This is a genomic window from Rhodanobacter soli, from assembly GCF_039523495.1.
In the GTDB taxonomy this organism is placed as follows: domain Bacteria; phylum Pseudomonadota; class Gammaproteobacteria; order Xanthomonadales; family Rhodanobacteraceae; genus Rhodanobacter; species Rhodanobacter soli.
The window spans coordinates 502,022-522,782 of the sequence record NZ_BAAAFK010000001.1 but is presented as its reverse complement, the minus strand read 5'-3'; the positions used below and the strand labels follow the sequence as shown (position 1 = coordinate 522,782).

The following is a 20,761-nucleotide window of genomic DNA, read 5'->3' as shown; positions in this document are numbered from 1 at the left end:
GATGTGAGGCGGCGTGGCTCGGGGGGAGCTCATGTACATCGGTTGGGCACTGGCGGGACTGGTGTTGTTCATGGTCGTCGGCATGATCGACGGCTCGGGTTCCGGCAGCCACCTGTACGGCATGCTGACCGGCGTGCTGCTGGGCCTGCTCTGGGCGCGCCAGAAAAATCTGCGCAGCGAACTGGACAAGACCCGCGTGCGGCTCGATCGGGTGCTGGCGCAACGCGTCGCGACGCCGGCGCGGCCTTCCGAACCACCACCGGCCACCGCGCCGGTAGCGACGCTGCAGGAAACCCGCTACGACGCCGCGTATTCCGACGCGCCGGCGCCAGCCGTACCGCCACCACTGACGCAGCCCATCCCCAGCGCCGCACCGCGGCCACGCGCCGCCACGCCAGCGCGTCCGGACAAACCCGCGCAGCCGGACTTGGCGACGGTGGCGATAGCGCGTATCAAGAGCTGGTTCACCGAGGGCAACGTGCCGGTGAAGATCGGCATGCTGGTGTTGTTCGCCGGCGTGGCGGCCTTGTTGAAATACGCCTCGGACGCCGGGATGCTGCGCGTGCCGATCGGCCTGCGCCTGAGCCTGGTGGCGCTGGCGGCGATCATCGCGCTGCTGGTGGGCTGGCGTCAGCGTGAGGAGCGGCGGGTGTTTGCGCTGTCGCTGCAGGGCGGCGCGATCGGCGTGTTGCTGATCACCGTGTTTGCCGCGTTCCGCCTGTACGCGTTGCTGCCGCCAGCGGCGGCGTTCGTGCTGCTGGTGGTGCTGGTGGCCGGCGTCGGCTTGCTGGCGGTGTTGCAGGAAGCGCTCGCGCTGGCGGTGCTCGGCCTGCTCGCCGGTTTCCTCGCACCGATCCTCACCTCGACCGGCCATGGCAGCCACGTCGCGCTGTTCAGTTATTACGCCGTGCTCAACTTGGCCATTCTCGGCATCGCGTGGAAGCGTTCGTGGCGGGTGCTCAACCTGCTCGGTTTCGTGGCCACGTTCGGCATCGGCAGCGCCTGGGGCGTGCTGCAGTACCGGCCCGAACTGTTCGCCAGCACCGAACCGTTTCTGATCCTGAATTTCCTGTTCTACCTGGCGATCCCGCTGCTGTACCTGCACCGCGCCGCGCCGGATCAACGCAAGCTGGTCGACGGTTGCCTGCTGTTCGGCAATCCGCTGATCAGCCTGTTGCTGCAGGCGGCCCTGCTGCAATGGCGTGGCCAGCCGCTGGCGTTTTCCGCGCTGGCGGCGGCAGTCATTTACGTGGCGGTGGCGTGGAGCATTCGCGGGCGCAACAACTTCGGGATCCTGCGTGATGCCTGGGCCGTGCTGGCGATCGCGTTCGCCACCCTGGCGGTGCCGCTGGCACTGAGCGCCAGCCTGACCGGCAGCGTCTTTGCGCTGGAAGGCGCCGGCCTGATCTGGCTCGGCTTGCGCCAGCAGCGCCGGCTGGCGCGCTGGAGCGGCGTGGCCTTGCAACTGGCAGCGGCGCTGGCGTTGGTGATCGGACGCAGCGACAGCGCGCCGATGCTCGCCACGGCGTGGCTCGATCGTGACTTCATCGGCGCCCTGATCCTGGTGGCCGCGGCGTTCGCCAGCGCGTCGTTCTACGCGCGGCTGGGCACGGACGCGATGCTGCAGCGCTGGACCGCGGTGCTGCTGTACGGGTGGGGACTGTGCTGGTGGCTCGGCGCCAGCTGGAGCGAAATCGACCGCCACGTCGGCACGTCGGGCGAAGCCGCGGCGGCGATGGGCCTGCTCGCGCTTACCGGTTGGGCCGCCGCCGAAGCGGCACGGCGACGACCGCGCTTCGAGCTGGGTACCGTGGTGGCGTGGACGGCGCCGCTCCTGCTCGCCGCGATCCTGCCGCTGGTGCTGCGGCAGCTGCTGGATGGGCAGCCACCGTTGTGGGGCTGGAACCTGCTGGCGACCCTGGCCGCGGCAGCGCTGGGCTGGCGCACGCTGCAGTGCCTGCGCGGCTGGCCGCGGCCGGCCATGCTGACCCAGCTCGGCTGGCTGTGGCGCTGGACCCTGGTAGCCAGCGCCACGATCAAGGTGCTGCTGCAGGGCACACCGGGGATATCTGGCGCCTGGATGCTGCTGCTGGTCCTGCTGCCGCTATGCGCGCTGGCGGTGCTGGCGTTGGCCCGGCCGCACTGGCTCGCGCCACCGCTGCTCGAACTGCTGCCGAAGCTGCGCCCGCCCTTGCTCGGCTCGGTGCTGTTCCTGCTGGGCCTGTACTGGCTGGCCGGGTTGTTCATGGCCGGTGACAGCGCGCCGATGACGTACCTGCCGCTGCTCAATCCACTGGAGTTGCTGCTGATCCTCATCACCTTGCTGGTCGCCCGCTGGCTGGGCGACGGCACGATGGCGGCAGCACTGCGCCGGGGCCGGCCGATGGTGCTGGGCGTTCTCGGCATGGCCGTGGTCACCAGTGCCACGTTGCGCGCCGTGCACCAGCTCGGTCACGTGCCGTGGAACGATGCCCTGTTCGATTCGAGCCTGGCGCAGATGTCGCTCACCGTGGTCTGGAGCGTGTTCGGCCTGCTGGCCTGGGTATGGGGTTCGCGGCGCGGCCAGCGGCTGGTCTGGCTGGCCGGCGCGGTGACCATGGGCGTGGTGCTGGCCAAGTTGCTGCTGGTCGATCGCAGTCATCTGGGCAACCTGTTCGGGATTGCCTCGTTCATTGCCTACGGCCTGCTGTGCACGGTCATCGGCTATCTGGCACCGGCGCCACCGCGCCGGCCATTGATGTCGACCGGGGAGGCCGCCGATGCGCCTTGATGCCTTGTTGCCGAAGCGGCGCGCATGGCTGCTGTGCCTGCTGCTGCCGCTCACCGCCGGCGCCGGCACGCCAACCGACTACGCCTATCGCTACACGCTGGATACCGCGGGCAGCAGCGCGGCCTGGCGGATCGAGCTGACGCCGGCGGTGTACGCCGCGTCCACGCCCACAGCCAATCTGCGCGACCTGGTGGTGGTCAACGCGCAGGGGCAGGAGGTGCCGTTTGCACCCCTGCCCGTCGCGCCGCCGCGGTCGCATCCGTTTGCGCTGCGCGCAACCCTGCTGCCGCTGCCGCCCGGCAGTGCAGATAACGGCACCGGCGTGCGCGTGCAACGCAACAGCAACGGCGACATCGTGATCGAGCAGCCGGACATGCCAGCGGCACCGACCCGGCCAGGCCAATGGCTGGTCGACGCCCAGCGCCGGGTGAGCCTGGATCGCATCGAGATCGACCCGGCCGCCCTGCCGGTCGACTCGCGCTTCCATCTCTCGGTACAGGCCAGCAACGATCTGCAGGCATGGAGCGAGCGCAGTCAGGACACCGAAACCGTCAGCGTGAAACGCGGCGGCGACGCGGTGGAACAGCACACGATCGCGCTGCGCGGCGACACCCCGGCGCGCTACTACCGGCTGAGCCTTCGCCAGCACGATGTCGCGCCATGGGACAGCGCGCAGACGCCGCAGGTGGAACTTCGCGGCAGCTATGCCGACCCGCTCGCCGAACGCATGGCCACACGCCACTGGCTGACCTTGGCGGCCGCGCCGGTGGCGCCCGTCACCAGCAGCGGCGTCGATTACGACTACGCCCTGCCCGCGGCCTTGCCGGTGGAGGCGGTGCGGGTCGTGCTCGGCGGCGACAACACGGTGGCGCAATTCAGCCTGCGCGACCACGACGAGGGCAACGGGCGGATGCTGGCCACGATCACCGCGGTGCGCATCGGCACCGGCGCGGGTGAAGACCCGGCCACCGCATTCGCGACGACGCGTGTGCAGCATCTGCGCCTGCACACCGACACGCCGTTGTCGCAGCCGCCGTCGCTGCAGGTGGCATGGCGACCGGATGTGTTCGTGTTCCTGGCCGAAGGCAGCGGCCCGTACAGCCTGCTCGTCGGCAGCCATGCCGCACGGCGCGGCGACTATCCACTGGAGGCCGCGCTGGAGCGACTGCGTCCGCGCGATGCCGGCGCCGACTGGCAACCGCCGCTGGCCACGCTGGGCGTGGTCAGCGACGCCGGTGGTGCGGCGGCCCTGCTCGCGCCAAAGACACCGTTCGACTGGACCCGCCTGCTGCTGTGGCTGGTGTTGATCGGCGGCGCGCTGGCTGTGGCCGGCATGGCCTGGAGCTTGCTGCGACAGTCACGGCGCGAGGACGATACGCACTGATCACCGACCGCGACGGCGCGCATCCGCGCGCGATCCCTCCGCCATGAATCAGCCCGGGGAAATCAGGCCGGCGCCAGCAGCGAGTCGAGATCGACCTGATCGAAGCTGAGCTTCTCGCGGCTGCCGCCGCCTTCGAGCACGGCGGCGGCCAGTTCGGCCTTGCGCTCCTTCAGCTCCTCGATGCGCTCTTCCACCGTGCCCGAGGTGATCAGGCGGAACACGAACACCGGCTTGTCCTGGCCGATGCGGTGCGCGCGGTCGGAAGCCTGCGCCTCGGCGGCGGGGTTCCACCACGGGTCGTAGTGAATCACGGTGTCGGCCGCGGTGAGGTTCAGGCCCACGCCGCCGGCTTTCAGCGAGAGCAGGAACAGCGGCACCTCGCCGTTCTGGAAACGCTGCACCGGCTCGGCGCGGTCGCGCGTGTCGCCGGTCAGGGTGACATAGCGGATGCGCCGGCGATCCAGCTCGGCCGCGATCAGTTTCAGCATGCCGGTGAACTGCGAGAACAGCAGCACCTTGCGCCCCTCGTCGAGCAACGCCGGCAGCATGTCCATCAGCAACTCGAACTTGGCCGACTCGTGCACGCCGCGCGCGGCTTCGAGTTTCACCAGCCGCGGGTCGCAGCAGACTTGGCGCAATTTCAGCAAGGCGTCCAGCACCACGATGCCGGAATGCGCGATGCCGCGCTCGGCGATCACTTCGCGCAGCTCCTCGGTCAGCGATAGGCGCAGGCCTTCGTAGAGTTCGCGTTGACGGCCTTCCAGCACCACCCGACGGGTGATCTCGGTCTTCGGCGGCAATTCCTTCGCCACCTGCGCCTTGGTCCGGCGCAGGATGAACGGCGCCAGGCGCAGGTTCAGCCGCTGCTGGCATTCCTCGTCGTGCTGTTTCTCGATCGGCACGCGGTAGTAGCGGCGGAACGCGCCCTCGTCGCCGAGCAGGCCGGGCACCGCCAGGTCGATCTGCGACCACAGTTCACCCAAGTGGTTTTCCAGCGGCGTGCCGGTGAGGCAGACGTAGCGCGGCGTGCGCAGGCTGAGCAGCGCACGGCGTGCCTGCGTGCGCGGGTTCTTCACCTGCTGCGCCTCGTCCAGCACGATCAGCGCGAACGGCTGCTTGCGCAGCGCGACCACGTCGCGCGGCAGCAGCGCGTAGCTGGTCAGCACGATGTCCTGCGCGCCGAGCTGGGCGAATTCCTCGGCGCGCTGCGGCCCGTGCAGGGTCAGTACGTGCAGCATCGGCGCGAAGCGCGCGATCTCGGACTGCCAGTTCGGAATCAGGCTGGTCGGCACCACGATCAGCGCCGGCTGGGTCAGCGCGCCACCCTGTTTCAGCGACATCAGGTGAGTGATCAGTTGCAGCGTCTTGCCCAGGCCCATGTCGTCGGCGAGCACGCCGCCGACACCGGCTTCGGCCAGCGCGTTCAACCAGCGCAGACCCTCGCGCTGGTACGGCCGCAGTTCCACCGTGAGTCCGTCGGGCACGGCATCGCTGGCGCGCGCGGCGGCATCGCGCAGGCGTGCGGCAAAACCGAGCAGCGGCTCGGCCGCTTCCAACCTGCTGCCGCCGGGCATGGCCGCAACCAACTCCTCCAGACGGCCGGCCTGTACCCGCGGCAGATGCAGCTTCTGGCGGGGCTTCTCCAGATACTCGGCCAGCGGCGCCAGCAGCCCGCGCAGTTCCTTCAACCGCACCGGCACGCGCCGGCGCGCGTCGACCGGCGCGTACCACACTGCGTCTTCCGGCTCGTTCGGCGCCGGGCTGAGGTTCAACTGATGCTCGGCCAGCGCCTGCGCCACGGCGGGCAGCAGGTTGTGCCGCTGGCCATCCAGCTCGATGCCGATTTCCAGATCGAAGGCGTGATCGTCGGAGTCCTCCACCGCCTGGCCGTACCAGCGCACCGGGCCTTCCAGCACTTCGAACGGGAAGCTCGGCGCGTACTCGACCTGGAAATTTTCCACCTCGAGCTTGGGCCGCAACGCCAGCCAGCGCGCCGGCGTGTTGACCTCCAGCGCACCGGCGTAGCCGGTGCCCGGGAACAGCCAGGCATCGTCGGGCAGGGTTTCAGCCACGTCCCACGGCAGGCCTTCGGTATCCACGCCGGGGGTGAGTCCGGCGCGTTCGAGCTGCTCCATCGCGCTGAGTTCCTCGGCGCGGCGGCGGATGATCTCGACCAGCTGGCCGTTGCGCACGCGGCGCACCAGCGGCTCGCCGCCACGGCCGGGCAGGCGTTCGCCGGCGTAGTCGAAGGCCAGCCGGGCGTAGCCGAGCGGCGGCGTGCCGGCGGCCAGCCGGGCGTGTCGGGTCAGCGCGTGCAGGGTCAGCACCGGCTTCGGCGCCAGTTCCGAGCGGCGCACCTCGCCGAACACCATCGGTAACGGCACCCGCGTGGCCAGCCGGCTGCCGGCCAGGCGGTTGCGCAGGCGGCGGCCGTGTTCGTGTTTCAGCGGCGGCAGTTCCAGCCAGCGGGTTTCCTCGGTCGCGGCGTCGAAACGGCCCACGGTGGCGCGCTCGGCATCGAGATACCACAGCCCGTCGATGCGCAGCAGGCGCTGGTTGTTCGGCAGCACCGGCAGCAGGCGCTGGCTGCCGTCCGGCTCCATCTGCCAGTGCCAGTTGAGCTGGTGCGACTTGCCGCGCGACAGCCGCAGGCCGGCCAGGCCACCGAGGAAGCACGGCGCGGTGTCCAGGATCTCGGCCAACAGGGTATCGCCGACGTGGCCACCGAGACGCGCATAGCTGCGGCCCTTGCGCACGCTCTGCGGCAATCCCAGCATGGTCGCGGCCAAGCGCTGTTCGTGCGGCTGCAGCGGCGACTGCGCCAGATGCCGGCTGTCCAGCGGCACCGGCCGCGCGTAGCGGCCATGCTCGGCCACCGCCAGCAATACCGGCGCCACATCCAGCCGGGCGAACGCAGCGCCTTCTTCCGGCATCACTTCCAGAAAGAAACCGAGCACGCCGTGGTCGTCGGCCACGACCGGCTTCGGCGCAGCCAGCAGCCGCCGCCATGCCTGCGGCAGGGCTTCATCCTCGCCGGAGGGCGCGGTGGCGGCTTGCTGCTTTTCGTCCGGTTGCTGCATGCGCATGCGGTCCGTTGCGGCGACCAAAACATTGAGCTTAGCAGCGCAGGGGCAGGATGCGACCGTCGAAAGCGCCGCCGGGCCGCAACGACCCGGCGGCGCAACGAATGGCTCAGGCGGTACCGAACAGGCCTTGCGGGTATTCCGGCCGCTGCTCGCGCGCCATCAGTGCCTTGAGCCCTTCCGCGGGGGTGACCTCGCCGTGCAGCACGGCGCGCACGCCGGCGCTGATCGGCAGGTCCAAGCCATGCTTGTCGGCCAGCCGTGCCACCTCATCGGCGGTGAGGATGCTTTCCACCACCTGGCCGATCCGGCGCACCGCCTCGTCGATCGCCACACCCTGGCCCAGCGCGAGGCCAAGCCGACGGTTGCGCGAGAGATCGCCGGTGCAGGTGAGCACCAGGTCGCCGAGGCCGGACAGGCCGATCAGCGTTTCCGGCCGCGCGCCCAGCGCCACGCCCAGGCGCAGCATCTCGTTCATGCCGCGGGTGATCAGGCCGGCGCGGGCGTTCAGGCCCAGCTGCATGCCGTCGGCGATGCCGGTGGCGACCGCCAGCACGTTCTTCATCGCGCCACCGAGTTCGGCGCCGAGCACGTCGCCGCCGGAATACGCGCGCAGGTTCGGCGCGTGCAGCAGCGTGGCCAGCTGCTGCGCGAATGCCGCGTCGTCCGAGTGTACGGTGACCGCGCTGGGCAGGCCGGCGGCGACCTCCCTGGCGAACGACGGGCCGGTGACCACTGCCGCGGGACGACCGGGCAGCCGTTCGGCCACCAGTTCGTGCAGGAAGCGGCCGGTGCCTGGCTCGAAGCCCTTGGTCGCCCAGGCGATCGCGGTACCCGCGTCGAGCAGCGGCGCCAGCTCGGCCAGCATCGCCGCGAACGCATGACTGGGCACCACGATCAGCACGATGTCGGCGCCGTGCACGGCGCGGGCCAGGTCGCTTTCGCAAGCCAGCTCCGCGGGCAGTTCGATGTCGGGCAGGTAGCGCTGGTTGCGACGGCTCGCCGCCAGCGCCGCCAGCGCTTCGCGGTCGCGCCCCCACAGCGTGGTCGGCACGCCGTTGCGCGCGGTCAGCGCCGCCAGTGCCGTGCCCCAGGAGCCGGCCCCGAGAACGGTCAGCTTCGGGTTTTCAGCCATGAACGCGGCTCAGCTGTTCAGCTGGGCCGGGACGTCGTCGCCGCCCATCGCGCGGCGCTGCTGTTCGGCGAACAACGCATCGAAGTTGATCGGCTGCAGCAGGAACGGCGGGAAACCGCCTTCCAGCACCAGCGAAGAAATCACCTGGCGCGCATACGGGAACAGCAGGTTTGGACAATAGCTGCCGATGATGCCGGCGTGGTCCATTTCGTTGAAACCGGCGATGCCGAACAGGCCGGCCTGCTCCACTTCCGCCAGGTAGGCGGTGCGCTGGCCGATCGTGCAGGTCAGGGTGAGGCTGAGCACCACTTCGTACAGGTTGTTGCCGAGATCGGTCGCCTTCTGGCCCAGGTTCAGCTGCACCTGCGGCTGGTCCTTCTCGTCGAGCTCCTGGAAGATCTGCGGCGCATTCGGCGCCTCGAAGGACACGTCCTTCACATAGATCTTCTGCATCATCAGCTGCGGCTGACTGGCTTGGCCGTTGGCCTGGTCGTTGGTGATCTCTTGCGCCATCGGGAGTTCCTCGAGTCTGAGTCGTGTGTATAAAAGAGACCGATTGTTCCATACATCCCCGCGGCGCGCACGCCGAAAGACAGCCGCGGAACCCGGGAAGATTGCGCATAGCCTTGTTTTTCTGCGAGAATGCGCGGCTCGCCTCTGTCGACCCGGTGCTTCCGGGCGGTCCGCCACGCGGTACGGACCTCACGATCACGCGTTGCGACAACTCCAGCATCGCGTGGCGCATGGCGCCGCTGGGCCGATCTCACCCTGGCCAACGGGTGTCAACCAAGAATTACGGAGCAAGTCATGGCCCGTGTATGTCAAGTCACCGGTAAGGGTGTGCAGAGCGGCAACAACGTCTCGCACGCCAACAACCGTACCCGTCGCCGCTGGTTGCCGAACCTGCATGAGCGTCGTTTCTGGGTTCCCAGCGAGAATCGCTGGATCAAGCTGCGCGTTTCCAACAACGCCCTGCGCACGATCGACAAAAATGGCATCGAGGCCGTGATTGCCGAGATGCGTGCCCGCGGCGACAAGGTCTGAGGATTGAGCCATGGCTAACAAATCACAAGACAAGATCCGCATGATCTCCTCGGCCGGCACCGGCCACTTCTACACCACGCAGAAGAACAAGAAGAACACGCCGGAAAAGTTCGAGTTCAAGAAGTACGATCCGGTCGTGCGCAAGCACGTGATCTACAAGGAAGGCAAGATCAAGTGACGTTCTGACCCACTCGCGCTTTGCGCGAGTGGCTCTGTCAGAACGTCATCCCTGCGAAGGCAGGGATCGCTCTTGCTCTTGCTGCTGCATCCGCAACAGCGATGAAGTCTCAAAGAGAACCCGCCCACGAGGCGGGTTTTCTTTGACTCGAATACTTGCCCGACCTGCACCCCCCGCATCATCGATGCCATGACCTCCACCGCCCTGTTCCCCGACCTGCTCGGCGATGGGCAACGAGCGTCAGGCGAAAACGCGGATCGCCGGCCAGCTGGCGGGCAATGCGCGAACCGAATACGCCGCTGGCGCCGATCAGCACTACGCGCAGGCCCATCCGCTTCCGCAGCCGTCGAAGTCTCTCAAAAACAAAACCCGCCATCGGGCGGGTTTTGCTGGTGCATGTGCTTTCGCCGCGACGGTCAGGCAGTCGCGACGCTGTAGCCCTTGAGCCGCTGCGCGAATTCCTGCAACGAGCGGATACCGCTCTGCTCGGCCTCATGGATCCACTGCTGCAGACCCTTCAGCGCCTGCTCGGCACCACGCTGCTCCATCAAGGCGGCAAGGCGGTTGCGGAAATCGCACACGGTCTTCAGGGTCGGGCGCTTGGCCAGCACCGCCTGCATGCGCTCGCGACCTTCGCTGTCCAGCCAGCGGCCACCGTCGGCCATGGCCAGACGGATGCGCCGCGGCATCGACTTGAGACTTTCGCCGGCATGCTGTGCCTCGTCGGCCAGGGTCGGGATGATCACGCCGCGGTAGTAGTCGGTCATCGCCTGGAAGCGGTGGGTGAGCACGGCTTTCAGCGTCTCGGCATCGGGCAGACGCACGTTCGGGCGCACGTCCAGCGACGGCGCCACGCGCAGCACCTTGGCCAGGCCGACCGCACGAAACATGCAGATCGCCGCCCAGCCGATGTCGAATTCCCACTTGCGCAGCGCGAACTTGGCCGAGCTGGGGAACGCGTGATGATTGTTGTGCAGCTCCTCACCGCCGATCCAGAAGCCCCACGGGATCAGGTTGCGCGCGGTGTCCGCACTCTCGAAGTTGCGATAGCCGGCCCAGTGGCCGATGCCGTTGACGAAACCGGCGGCCCAGAACGGGATCCAGATCATCTGCACCGCCCACAGCGCCGCCCCGATCACGCCGAACAGCGCGATGCTGATGAACAGCATCAGGGTCGGCCCCCAGTACGGATGTGCGCCATAGACCTTGTGCTCGACCCAGTCGTCCGGCGTGCCGCGACCGTACTGCTCCATGTCCTGCTTCGACTCGCAGGCGTCGCGGTACAGCGAGACGCCATCCCAGAACACCTTCTTGATGCCGTAGATCATCGGGCTGTGCGGATCTTCCTCGGTCTCGACCTTGGCGTGGTGCTTGCGATGCACCGCCACCCACTCGCGAGTGACCATGCCGGTGGTCAGCCAGCCCCAGAAACGGAAGAAGTGCGCCAGCACCGGGTGGAAATCCACGCCGCGATGGGTCTGGCTGCGATGCAGGTACAGCGTCACGGTGAAGATGGTGAGCTGGGTCACGACCAGCATGTAGACGACGATTTGTCCCCAGCTTGCGCCGGTGAGACCGTCGTTCAGAAAATTGAGTACTGCATCGAGCATGGAAGGCACCGGATAAGGGACAAGTCAGTGTAAATCAGGGGTTTCCGTACCCGCCAGCATGGTGTGACCACGAATAATAGCAGTCCGTCAAGAGCAGGAGGTCAAGCTGACGTTATTCGCGGACGTGACACCAACCAGTTGTTTAACCATGGGGGCGCCGTGACAATCACGCAATGACCTCGACCACCCCCGCGTCACCCAGAACCATCCTGCAGCTGGACTGTGTCAGCCGCCGTCGCGCCGGTCGCGCCGCGGTACAGGATCTGAGCCTGAGCCTGCAAAGCGGTCAGGTGATGGGCCTGCTGGGCGTGAACGGCGCCGGCAAGTCGACCACCTTGTCGATGATCGCCGGCGCGCTGCGTCCCGACAGCGGCGGCATCGAGCTGAACGGCGAGGATTTCCTGGAGCACCCGGAGCTGGCCCGCACGCAGATCGGCTGGCTGCCGGAGCGCGCGCCGGTATGGGCCGAACTCACCGTCAACGAGCATCTCGACGCGCATGGTCGCCTGCGTGGACTGCACGGCGCCGCGTTGCGCACGGCACGCACCGCCATCGTCGAGCAGTTGGAACTGCAGCCGCTGGCCTGCCGCCTGGCCGGCGTGCTGTCGCAAGGCCAGCGCCAGCGGCTGGGCCTGGCCTGCGCGCTGCTGCATCGCCCGGCCCTGCTGGTGCTGGACGAGCCGGCCAATGCGCTCGACCCGGTGCAGGTCGCCGCGCTGCGCCAGTTGATCCGCGAACAGGCCGCCAGCGGCACCGCGGTGATCCTGTCCACCCACCTGCTCGCCGAGGTCACGGCGGTATGCGATCGCGTAGCGATCCTGCATGAAGGCACGCTGCGTCACGACGGCGCGGTGCGCGCCGACGACCATGCCGCGCTGGAGAAAACCTTTTTCGGGATCGCGATGAACGGCAGCACCGAACCGGCGCGCGCCGCATGAGCCGCGCTTTCATGCACACCGTCGCCGTGACACGACTGGAATGGCGCCGTCTGCTGGTGCGCCCGCTGGCCTGGGTGCTGGCGGCGCTGACCCTGGCTTGGCTGGCGTGGAACTTCACCCTGCTGCTGGGCAATTTCCTGGCCGGGCAGATCCAGCGCGCCGCGTTGCCGGACGGCCCCGGTTTCACCGACCTGGTCGGCGTGCCGCTGCTGGGCCAGCTGGCCCAGCTGGCGTTCCTGGTGGTACCGCTGCTGTGCATGTCGGTGATCGCCGGCGAACGCCGCAACGGCACCCTGCCGCTGCTGTTCGCCGCTGGCGTGCCGGCCTCGCGCATCGTGCTGGGCAAGTACCTGGCGCTGCTCGGCTGGTTGCTGCTGTGGTTGCTGCTGACCCTGGCGATGCCGCTGGTGCTGATGCACGCCACCCATGTCGATGGGGGCAAGCTGGCCGCCGCCACACTGGGCCTGGCACTGATGCTGGCCACGCTGGCCGCGATCGGCGTGGCCTGTTCGAGCTTCGCCTCGCACCCGGCGCTCGCCGCCGCCGCCGCGCTGGTGATCGCGCTGGCGCTGTGGAACGTGAACCTGGGCGCGCAGATGGCCGGCATCAACGGCGGCGCGATCAACTGGCTGGCGATGAGCACGCACCTGCAGCCGCTGCTGCGCGGCCTGGTCTCGAGTACCGACATCGTGTGGTTCGCGCTGCTGATCGCACTGGCGCTGGCACTGGCTACGCGCCGACTCAACGCCGACAGGGAGCGTGGCTGATGCGCCATTTGTTCAGACGTCTGGACGGCTGGCTGTTCGCGCTGCTGCTGATACTGGCGGCCGCAGCGGTCGGCTACCTCAGCACGCGCTACGCACACCAGGCCGACTGGACCGCGAATGGCCGCACCAGCCTGTCGGCGGAAAGCCGCGCGGTGCTGGCCAGGTTCGACGGCTCGGTGGAAATCGTCAGCTACGCGAACCCGCAGGGTGACCTGCGCCAGACCGTGGCCGGTTTCCTGCAGCGCTATCAAGCAGTGAAGCCCGACCTCAGCCTGCGCTTCGTCGATCCGCAACTGGACCCGGCGAAGATGCGCGAGCTGGGCATCACCGTCGACGGCGCGCTGATCCTGCACTACAAGGATCGCGAGCAGCGGCTGGACGAGTTGTCCGAACGCAGCCTTACCAATGCGCTGGAACGGCTGCTACGCGGCAGCGACCGCATCGTGGCCTTCGTCACCGGCGACGGCGAGCGCCGCGCGGACGGCCAGGCGAACGCCGACCTCGGCACCTTCATGGCACAACTGGAAGCGCGCGGCATGCGCGCGGTGCCGCTGAACTTCGCGCAAGTGACGGCGGTGCCCGAGCACACCGACCTGGTGGTGCTGGCCAGCCCCAGCCTGGCGCTGCCGCCCGGCGCAGTGCAGGCGCTGGTCGCCCATGTGCGGAACGGCGGCAACCTGCTGTGGCTGACCGAGCCGGCAAACGACGACCTCGGCCTCAAGCCGCTGGCTGCCGCGCTCGGCGTGCGCGTGCTGCCCGGCGTGCTGGTCGACGGCTCCGGCAGCGCGCTGGGCCTGCACGACCCGCGCCTGATCGCGCTGGGCGACTACCCGCCGCAGGCGATCACCCGCGGCTTCACCCTGACCACGCTGTTCCCGCAAGCCTCCGCACTGGCCAAGGTGACGCAAGGCGACTGGGCAGTCGCGCCGTTCCTGCGCTCCGGCGCGCAGAGCTGGACCGAGTTCCAGCCGATCGACAACAACAGGTCCTCGGACATCCGCTTCGACGCCGACGCCGGCGAACTGAAGGGGCCGTTGGACTTCGGCCTAGCGCTGAGCCGGCTGTCGCCCAGCCCGGACAAGAGCGAGCAGCGCGCGGTGGTGATCGGCGACGGCGATTTCCTCTCCAACACCTTCCTCGGCAACGGTGGCAACCGCGCGCTGGGCGAGCGCGTGTTCGACTGGCTGCTCGGCGACGACAAGCTGGTCGAGCTGCCGCCGCGCGGCGCACCGGACCGGCTGCTGGACATTTCGCAAACCGAACTGAACGCGCTGAGCTTCGGCTTCCTGGTCGCACTGCCGCTGCTGCTGCTGTTGATCGGCGGCCTGATCGTGTGGCGCCGGCGGCGCCGCTGAGCGATGAAGCGCAACGCCCGCCAACGCCTGTCCCTGCTGCTCGCCGTATTGGCCTTGTCGCTGCTGGCCGGCTGGCAATGGCAGCGTGACGCGCGCAACGCGACCGGCAACCTCACCGCGCTCGACCCGGCCGGCATCAGCCGCATCGCGCTGACCTTGCCCGGCGCGCCGACCCTGCACTACGAAAAGCGCGACGGCCACTGGTGGCGTACCGATGGCACGCCGGCGCGCGCCATCGACGCGCGGCTCAGCGACCTGGCCGATGCCGCCGCGGCGCACGTGCTGAGCTGGCGCCCGGCCAGCGATTTCGAGCCGGCGAAGATTGGACTGGCGCCGCCGCGGGCCGTGCTGGTACTGGATGGGCAGGTGCTGGAATTCGGCGAAAGCTCGGTCACCGGGCCGCAGCATTACGTGCGCGTGGGTCAACGCGTCGCGCTGGTATCGTCGCGCTACGTGCCGCGCTCGCCGGCGACGGCGACCACCGAGCTGCACTGAGCCGCAGGACAACCACTTGCCTGAACTGCCCGAAGTCGAAACCACCCGCCGCGGCATCGCGCCGTACCTGGTCGGCCGCCGCGTCACCGGGGTGATCCTGCGCCGGCCCGACCTGCGCTGGCCGATTCCGCCGGAGATCAGCGAGCTGCTGCCCGGCCAGCGCATCGACGCGGTGGAGCGTCGCGCGAAGTACCTGCTGCTGCGCACCGGGATCGGCAGCGCACTGCTGCACCTGGGCATGTCCGGCGTGCTGCGCGTGCTGCCGCCGGACGCGCCGGTGGGCAAGCACGACCACGTCGACATCGCGCTGGAACGCACGCTGGCGCAGGCGCCGCGCATCCTGCGCTTCACCGACCCGCGCCGCTTCGGCTGCCTGCTGTGGCAGCCACTGGGCGAGACGCACGAGCTGCTGGCGAAGCTGGGCCCGGAGCCGCTGACCGACGCGTTCGACGGCGACCTGCTGTGGCACCTCTCGCGCGGCCGTACGGCGGCGGTGAAGCTGTTCCTGATGGACAACGCGATCGTCGTCGGCGTGGGCAACATCTACGCCAGCGAGGCGCTGTTCTACGCCGGCATCGACCCGCGCCGCGCCGCCGGCAGCGTTTCGCGGGCGCGCTACGCGCGACTGGCCGCCGAAGTGAAACGCCTGCTGGCCTGGGCGATCGAACGCGGCGGCACCACCTTGCGTGACTTCCTCAACCCCGACGGCGCACCCGGCTACTTCTTCCGCGAACTGACGGTCTACGGCCGCACGGGCGAGCCGTGCCGCGTCTGCGACACGCCGATCCGGCAGGTCACGCTGGGGCAGCGCTCGACGTTCTGGTGCCCACACTGCCAGCGCTGAACCGGCGCGTCACTCCGGCCAAAGAAACTCGACGTGGGTGTTGTTGAACTCGGGGTCGTCGAGACTGCCGCCCGGTTGCGCCACCAGGCCGTCGGGAAGGCCGTCGACCTCGAGTTGCTGGCCGGCGCTGAATTGCGCGCCCAGCGACAGCAGTTCCACCAGCTTCTCGCACAGCACGCCGGCGCGATCGAGGTCGCGATCGGGCACGTGGCGCAGGCTGAGGTCCGGACGGCCGAACTTGCGCATGCCGCGGGTGTGGATCCACGAGCGGTCGGCGGCTTCCTCGCCGCTGCGCAGGATCAGCACGTGATGCCGCGGCGGCGCGCCGCCCTTGACCAGGTAGTGGCGGCGCCAGTGCGCCGCGTCGAACAAGGTGAGGACCTGCGGATCGAGCACGGCCGTGCCGCCCACGTCGAGCATGCCGGCCAGCACGCCGAGCGTGTCACGCAGGTAGTCGAGGCTGGCCCCGTCCTTGAGCACGCCGCGCACCACCAGCACTTCCGGCGCGATGCGCGCCTGCTCGTACGCTTCCGGCGTGTCTTCCCTGATGAGGCCGCCCAACGCGCCATTCAGCGGATAGCCCTCCCACTGGCGCAGCACGGCGTTCTGGAAGCGCTGGATCTCGACGCCCGCGGGCAGGCCCGGGCTGCCGTAGCGCGGCGACGGGATCAGCAGCTCCGGCTCGAACTTGCCGAACACGTAGAACTGCAGCACGGCCTCTTCTTCGCCAGGCTGCCAGTACGGTCGCGGCCAGCTGACGGGGGTGATGGCTTCGCTCATGCAGATTCCTTGATGGGTCGGTTCATTCGCGCTCGCCCAGCGGCAGCACGGTCTGCTGCAGCTCGATGCGACCGTTGCCCGCGCTGATCTTCTTGAACTCCGCGCGGCTCACCGAGACATAGCGTTCGTTGCCGCCGATCTCAACCTGCGGGCCGTCGGTGACGGCGCGGCCGTGCTCATCCACGCGCACCACCATGGTCGCCTTGCGCCCGGTGTGGCAGATCGTCTTGATCTCCTGCAGCTCATCGGCCCAGGCCAGCAGATAGCGGCTGCCCTCGAACAGTTCGCCGCGGAAATCGGTGCGCAGGCCGAACGCCAGCACCGGGATGCCGAGCTTGTCGACCACGTCGCTGAGCTGCCACACCTGCGCCTTGCTGAGGAACTGCGCCTCGTCGACGAACACGCAATGCAGCGGCCCGCGCGACGCGATGTCGGCCTGGACCAGGGCGAACAGGTCCTCGTCGCCGGCGAAGCGCCGCGCGTTCGCCTTCAGGCCGATGCGCGAGGCCACCACGCCGTCGCCGAAGCGGTTGTCCAGCGCCGGCGTGAGGACCAGCGTGCGCATGCCGCGCTCGTGGTAGTTGTACGCGCTCTGCAGCAGCGTGGTGGTCTTGCCGGCGTTCATCGCCGAGTAATAGAAATAGAGTTTGGCCATGGGCGTGCGTTCGGGTGACGACCACACATGGTAGCGCGACAGCCGGCTGACTCTTCCCCTGCATTCGCAGGGGGATCTCGATCAAGCCTCGTCCAGCGGCGTGTTGCCCCCGGTGAACCGCGCGCGCGCCTGGGCCAGGCGGTAGCGGTGTTCGGCGCGGCTGCGGCGCCAGTCGCGCAGGAAGCAGATCGCGTAGACCAGCTTGAACAGCTTGAGCCGCCACAGCACCTGCGGCGTGTCGAACAGGTCGCCGGCGAGCATCGAGATCACGCCCTGCTCCAGCTGCCAGGTGTTGCGCGGCTGGCGGAACATCTGCTGCATCACCGGGCCGTTGAAGCGGTAGATGAAGAACGAGAAACGGGCCATGCCGGCGCGCTGGCGTTTCTCCAGTTTGCGCAGCAGGGCCGGCTCGCGTTGCGGCTCGCGCAAGGCCTGATCAACCACCGCGGCCGCCTGCTCCGCGCCGCTCATCGCCAGGTACACACCGGAGGAAAACACCGGATCGAGGAAGGCGAACGCATCGCCCACCAGCACCCAGCCCGGCCCGCCCATGCGGCTTGCGTCATAGGAATAGTTGCCGGTGACGCGCACCTCGTTGTCGATCAGTTCGGCGTGCTGCACGCGCGCCCATAGCGCCGGGCTCAGCTTCAGCGTATCGAACAGGAACTCGACCGTGCGGCCCTTGCGCTGCTTGAGGTAATCCGGCCGGCACACCGCGCCCACGCTCATCACGCCGTCCGGCAGCGGGATCATCCACATCCAGCCATGCGCGAAACTGTAGATGCTGATGTTGCCGGCGTCCTCGCCCTCGCGCCGGGCGGCGCCGCGGAAGTGGCCGAAGATCGCCGCGCTCTGGTGCTGGTCGTTGCGCCGGCGCAGCTTGCGCTTCGACGCCAGCAGCGCATCACGGCCGCTGGCGTCGACCACGTAGCGTGTCTGGATCGCGTAGTCGCGACCATCGTCGGTGCGCACGTCCAGCCAGCTCTCGCGCGGACCACGTTGCTCGACGTGCACCACCTCGTGCCCTTCGCGCGCGTCGGCGCCGGATTCGCGCGCGTGCCCGTACAGCATCTTGTCGAAGTCCTGCCGCCATACCTGGTACGCATGCGGCGGGCTCTGCCCGATCGCGCGGGCGAACGCGTAGGTGTTGTAGCCGCGCGCGTTGTCGGCCTCGAAATCCGCGCCGGGCTTGAACACGCCGAGCGCACGCACCTTGTCCAGCACGCCGAGCCGTTCGAACACCGGCAAGTTCATCGGCAGCAGCGATTCGCCGATATGGAAGCGCGGGTGATGCGCCTTCTCCAGCGCGATCACCTTGTAGCCGCGGCGCGCCAGCAAGGCGGCCGCCGTGCTACCGCCCGGCCCGCCGCCGATCACCGCCACGTCGCACTGCTCGACTTCCTGCTCCGCCATGCCGCTCCCCGCTGACTGCCGTGCGGCCGATTATGGCCGAAGCCGGCCGGGGTGCCAGTGGTGCTCTGTTACCATCGACCACCGCCCCGTCCTGTCTCCCGATCCATGCTCAATCCGCAACAACTGGCCGCCGTCGAACACTGCGACAGCCCGCTGCTGGTGCTCGCTGGTGCCGGTTCCGGCAAGACCAGCGTGATCACCCAGAAGATCGCGTACCTGATCCAGCGCCGCAAGCTGGCACCGTCGAAGATCGCCGCGATCACCTTCACCAACAAGGCTGCGCGGGAGATGCGCGAGCGCGTGGCGAAGCTGGTCAGCAGCGAGGACGCGGCCGCACTCACGGTCAGCACGTTCCACGCGCTGGGGCTGAAATTCCTGCAGATCGAACATGCCCGCGCCGGCCTGCGCCGCGGCTTCTCGGTGCTGGACGCGGACGACAGCGGCGGCATCGTCAAGGAGCTGGCGCCGAAAGGGATCAAGAACGACGTGCTGTTCGGCATCCGCAACCTGCTCAGCCGCGCGAAGAACGGCGGGCTGTCGCCGGAGGAAGCGCTGGCCGCCGCGCGCAGCCCGCGCGAACTCGAAGCGGCGACCATCTATGACATGTATCAGCAGCGCCTGGCCGCGTTCAACGCGGTGGATTTCGACGACCTGATCCGGCTGCCGCTGCGCATCCTGGAAAGCGACGCGGAGTGCCGCGAGGCGTGGCGCGAGCGCCTGCGCTACCTGCTGGTGGATGAGTACCAGGACACCAACGACGCGCAGTACCGCCTGCTCAAAGTGCTGACCGGCGAGCGCGGCGGGATCACCTGCGTGGGCGACGACGACCAGTCGATCTACGCCTGGCGCGGCGCGAATCCGGAGAACATCGACCAGCTCGGCCGCGACTGGCCGAACCTGCGCGTGATCAAGCTGGAGCAGAACTACCGTTGCGGCAAGCGCATCCTGCGCGCGGCGAACGCGCTGATCGCGCACAACCCGCACCTCCACGAAAAGAAGCTGTGGAGCGAGCACCCGGAAGGCGCGCCGATCCGCGTGCTGGAATGCAAGGAAGCCGAGCACGAGGCCGAGCGCATCGCCGCGATCGCCACCACGCTGGCCGAGAAACACAAGGCGCGCTGGGACGACATGGCAATCCTGTACCGCGGCAACTTCCAGGCGCGGCCGCTGGAGAAGGCGCTGCGCCTGGCGCGCATTCCCTATCACCTCACCGGCGCCTTGAGCTTCCTCGACCGCGCCGAGGTGAAGGACGTGCTGTGCTATCTGCGCCTGCTGACCAATCCCAGCGACGACGCCGCGTTCCTGCGCGTGGTCAACGTGCCGAAGCGCGAGATCGGCGCGACCACGTTGGAGAAGCTGGGCCAGATCGCGCAGTCGCGCCACTCGTCCCTGCTCGACGCCACCCGCAGCGACGGCGTGCTGCGCCAGCTCACCCCGCGCCCGGCCGCCGCGCTGGCTTCGTTTGCGAACCTGCTGGACGAACTGCGCAGCGCCTCGCTGCATGAAAGCGCGGCCGACCTGGTCGAGTTGATCCTGAAACGCACCGGCTACGCCGCGCAGATCGCCACCGGCACGCCCGACGCCAGCGTGCGCGAGCGCAAGCTGGGCAACCTGCAGGAACTGGCCGACTGGTTCCGTGCCATGCAGAAGGGCGGCAACACGGCCGGCGACCTCGCCTCGCAGCTGGCCCTGCTCAGCCACGCCGACCGCGACGAGCCGGGCAACGCGGTGCGCATGATGACCCTGCACGCGGCCAAGGGCCTGGAGTTCCGTTTCGTCTTCATCGTCGGCTGCGAGGACGGCACGCTGCCGCACGAAGGCGCCATCGACGAAGGGCGCATCGACGAGGAACGCCGGCTGATGTACGTCGGCATCACCCGCGCCAAGGAATGGCTGACGCTGTCGTGGTCGGCGAAGACCAAGCGCTACGGCGACGTCCACAGCAACCAGCCCAGCCGCTTCCTGCACGAGCTGCCGCAGGCCGACCTGCACTGGCAGGGCAAGGACCCGGAAGCGGACAAGGAAGTGACCCGCGAAACCGCCGAGTCGCACATGGCACGGATCAAGGCGATGCTGGCGGGCGGTTGAGCTTTTCGCCTCGCTGCAGTCTGTTCCCTCGACATGCAAACCTGCGCAGCGATCGTCGAGGCAGTGCAGTGGCGAGTGCGGCGCCCAACCGGCCGTGCGGTGCCAGGCCAAATGTGCTCGCCCGCCCCGGAGTGCCGGCGACGGCGGCAGCAGGAAGCCTCCCTGCAGGCTCACGCCACCGGGATAATCGTCCTGCAGAATTCGACACCCGCGCGCGACGCG

At 68.7% G+C, this 20,761-nt stretch carries 17 protein-coding genes; 10 read left to right on the top strand and 7 right to left on the bottom strand.

The window, feature by feature from the left end:
- Positions 1-31 precede the first annotated feature (31 nt).
- Complete coding sequence (locus ABD024_RS02230) at positions 32-2,770, top strand: DUF2339 domain-containing protein (RefSeq protein ID WP_343849172.1); 2,739 nt, start codon at positions 32-34, stop codon at positions 2,768-2,770.
- Positions 2,760-4,154: a DUF3999 family protein gene (locus tag ABD024_RS02225; protein WP_343849170.1), complete on the top strand. Its 1,395-nt coding sequence runs from the start codon at positions 2,760-2,762 to the stop codon at positions 4,152-4,154. Before ABD024_RS02230 ends, ABD024_RS02225 begins: the two co-directional genes overlap by 11 nt.
- A gap of 62 nt (positions 4,155-4,216) precedes the next feature.
- Here the strand turns inward: ABD024_RS02225 and ABD024_RS02220 are convergent, their stop codons facing one another.
- The 3 genes from ABD024_RS02220 to secB form a co-directional block, all read right to left on the bottom strand.
- Complete coding sequence (locus tag ABD024_RS02220) at positions 4,217-7,234, bottom strand: DEAD/DEAH box helicase (protein WP_343854430.1); 3,018 nt, start codon at positions 7,232-7,234, stop codon at positions 4,217-4,219.
- A 112-nt stretch (positions 7,235-7,346) separates the two neighbouring features.
- Positions 7,347-8,372 carry an NAD(P)H-dependent glycerol-3-phosphate dehydrogenase gene (locus ABD024_RS02215; protein ID WP_343849168.1) on the bottom strand — a complete coding sequence of 342 codons (1,026 nt, stop codon included), beginning with the start codon at positions 8,370-8,372 and terminating at the stop codon, positions 7,347-7,349.
- Positions 8,373-8,381: 9 nt separating this feature from the next.
- The gene (secB, locus tag ABD024_RS02210) at positions 8,382-8,885 is read right to left on the bottom strand and encodes a protein-export chaperone SecB (protein ID WP_343849166.1); all 504 of its coding nucleotides are present in this window, start codon (positions 8,883-8,885) and stop codon (positions 8,382-8,384) included.
- A 294-nt stretch (positions 8,886-9,179) separates the two neighbouring features.
- Here secB and rpmB point away from each other — a divergent pair, with 294 nt between their 5' ends.
- Positions 9,180-9,416: a 50S ribosomal protein L28 gene (rpmB, locus tag ABD024_RS02205; protein ID WP_056388163.1), complete on the top strand. Its 237-nt coding sequence runs from the start codon at positions 9,180-9,182 to the stop codon at positions 9,414-9,416.
- Positions 9,417-9,426: 10 nt separating this feature from the next.
- Positions 9,427-9,594 (top strand): 50S ribosomal protein L33, encoded by a 168-nt coding sequence (gene rpmG, locus ABD024_RS02200; protein ID WP_007513765.1) that lies wholly within the window; start codon positions 9,427-9,429, stop codon positions 9,592-9,594.
- Between the two features lie 416 nt (positions 9,595-10,010).
- Here the strand turns inward: rpmG and ABD024_RS02195 are convergent, their stop codons facing one another.
- The gene (locus ABD024_RS02195; RefSeq protein WP_343849164.1) at positions 10,011-11,204 is read right to left on the bottom strand and encodes a DesA family fatty acid desaturase; all 1,194 of its coding nucleotides are present in this window, start codon (positions 11,202-11,204) and stop codon (positions 10,011-10,013) included.
- A gap of 173 nt (positions 11,205-11,377) precedes the next feature.
- Between ABD024_RS02195 and ABD024_RS02190 the strand changes: the two genes are divergently transcribed.
- The 5 genes from ABD024_RS02190 to mutM are packed head-to-tail and all read left to right on the top strand — an operon-like array spanning position 11,378 to position 15,603.
- Positions 11,378-12,142, top strand: coding sequence for an ABC transporter ATP-binding protein (locus tag ABD024_RS02190; RefSeq protein ID WP_343849162.1), 765 nt, complete (start codon positions 11,378-11,380; stop codon positions 12,140-12,142).
- Entirely contained in the window at positions 12,139-12,909 is a 771-nt protein-coding gene (locus ABD024_RS02185; RefSeq protein ID WP_343849160.1) for an ABC transporter permease, read from the top strand. The genes ABD024_RS02190 and ABD024_RS02185 overlap by 4 nt, the downstream gene beginning before the upstream one ends.
- A complete protein-coding gene (locus tag ABD024_RS02180; RefSeq protein ID WP_343849158.1) occupies positions 12,909-14,264 on the top strand; it encodes a GldG family protein in 1,356 nt (451 codons plus the stop codon). The genes ABD024_RS02185 and ABD024_RS02180 overlap by 1 nt, the downstream gene beginning before the upstream one ends.
- A 3-nt stretch (positions 14,265-14,267) precedes the next feature.
- Positions 14,268-14,759 (top strand): hypothetical protein, encoded by a 492-nt coding sequence (locus tag ABD024_RS02175; protein WP_343849156.1) that lies wholly within the window; start codon positions 14,268-14,270, stop codon positions 14,757-14,759.
- 16 nt (positions 14,760-14,775) lie between these two features.
- Positions 14,776-15,603, top strand: coding sequence for a bifunctional DNA-formamidopyrimidine glycosylase/DNA-(apurinic or apyrimidinic site) lyase (mutM, locus tag ABD024_RS02170; RefSeq protein WP_343849154.1), 828 nt, complete (start codon positions 14,776-14,778; stop codon positions 15,601-15,603).
- A 9-nt stretch (positions 15,604-15,612) separates the two neighbouring features.
- On the opposite strand, the gene ABD024_RS02165 is transcribed toward mutM, so the two are convergent.
- The 3 genes from ABD024_RS02165 to ABD024_RS02155 form a co-directional block, all read right to left on the bottom strand.
- Positions 15,613-16,383 (bottom strand): hypothetical protein, encoded by a 771-nt coding sequence (locus ABD024_RS02165; RefSeq protein ID WP_343849152.1) that lies wholly within the window; start codon positions 16,381-16,383, stop codon positions 15,613-15,615.
- Between the two features lie 22 nt (positions 16,384-16,405).
- Positions 16,406-17,038, bottom strand: a complete 633-nt coding sequence (locus ABD024_RS02160; protein ID WP_343849151.1) for a thymidine kinase — start codon at positions 17,036-17,038, stop codon at positions 16,406-16,408.
- An 81-nt stretch (positions 17,039-17,119) separates the two neighbouring features.
- Positions 17,120-18,451: an NAD(P)/FAD-dependent oxidoreductase gene (locus ABD024_RS02155; protein ID WP_343849149.1), complete on the bottom strand. Its 1,332-nt coding sequence runs from the start codon at positions 18,449-18,451 to the stop codon at positions 17,120-17,122.
- A gap of 105 nt (positions 18,452-18,556) precedes the next feature.
- Between ABD024_RS02155 and ABD024_RS02150 the strand changes: the two genes are divergently transcribed.
- Positions 18,557-20,539, top strand: a complete 1,983-nt coding sequence (locus ABD024_RS02150) for a UvrD-helicase domain-containing protein (RefSeq protein WP_343849147.1) — start codon at positions 18,557-18,559, stop codon at positions 20,537-20,539.
- The last annotated feature ends 222 nt before the right edge of the window (positions 20,540-20,761 follow it).

Coding starts and splice junctions, on each gene's coding strand:
- ABD024_RS02215 (WP_343849168.1), bottom strand. CDS start 8,372: ATGGCTGAAAACCCGAAGCTGACCGTTCTCGGGGCCGGCTCCTGGGGC.
- ABD024_RS02150 (WP_343849147.1), top strand. CDS start 18,557: ATGCTCAATCCGCAACAACTGGCCGCCGTCGAACACTGCGACAGCCCG.
- ABD024_RS02225 (WP_343849170.1), top strand. CDS start 2,760: ATGCGCCTTGATGCCTTGTTGCCGAAGCGGCGCGCATGGCTGCTGTGC.
- ABD024_RS02230 (WP_343849172.1), top strand. CDS start 32: ATGTACATCGGTTGGGCACTGGCGGGACTGGTGTTGTTCATGGTCGTC.
- rpmB (WP_056388163.1), top strand. CDS start 9,180: ATGGCCCGTGTATGTCAAGTCACCGGTAAGGGTGTGCAGAGCGGCAAC.
- ABD024_RS02195 (WP_343849164.1), bottom strand. CDS start 11,204: ATGCTCGATGCAGTACTCAATTTTCTGAACGACGGTCTCACCGGCGCA.
- ABD024_RS02175 (WP_343849156.1), top strand. CDS start 14,268: ATGAAGCGCAACGCCCGCCAACGCCTGTCCCTGCTGCTCGCCGTATTG.
- ABD024_RS02155 (WP_343849149.1), bottom strand. CDS start 18,451: ATGGCGGAGCAGGAAGTCGAGCAGTGCGACGTGGCGGTGATCGGCGGC.
- ABD024_RS02220 (WP_343854430.1), bottom strand. CDS start 7,234: ATGCAGCAACCGGACGAAAAGCAGCAAGCCGCCACCGCGCCCTCCGGC.
- secB (WP_343849166.1), bottom strand. CDS start 8,885: ATGGCGCAAGAGATCACCAACGACCAGGCCAACGGCCAAGCCAGTCAG.
- ABD024_RS02190 (WP_343849162.1), top strand. CDS start 11,378: ATGACCTCGACCACCCCCGCGTCACCCAGAACCATCCTGCAGCTGGAC.
- rpmG (WP_007513765.1), top strand. CDS start 9,427: ATGGCTAACAAATCACAAGACAAGATCCGCATGATCTCCTCGGCCGGC.
- ABD024_RS02180 (WP_343849158.1), top strand. CDS start 12,909: ATGCGCCATTTGTTCAGACGTCTGGACGGCTGGCTGTTCGCGCTGCTG.
- ABD024_RS02165 (WP_343849152.1), bottom strand. CDS start 16,383: ATGAGCGAAGCCATCACCCCCGTCAGCTGGCCGCGACCGTACTGGCAG.
- ABD024_RS02160 (WP_343849151.1), bottom strand. CDS start 17,038: ATGGCCAAACTCTATTTCTATTACTCGGCGATGAACGCCGGCAAGACC.
- ABD024_RS02185 (WP_343849160.1), top strand. CDS start 12,139: ATGAGCCGCGCTTTCATGCACACCGTCGCCGTGACACGACTGGAATGG.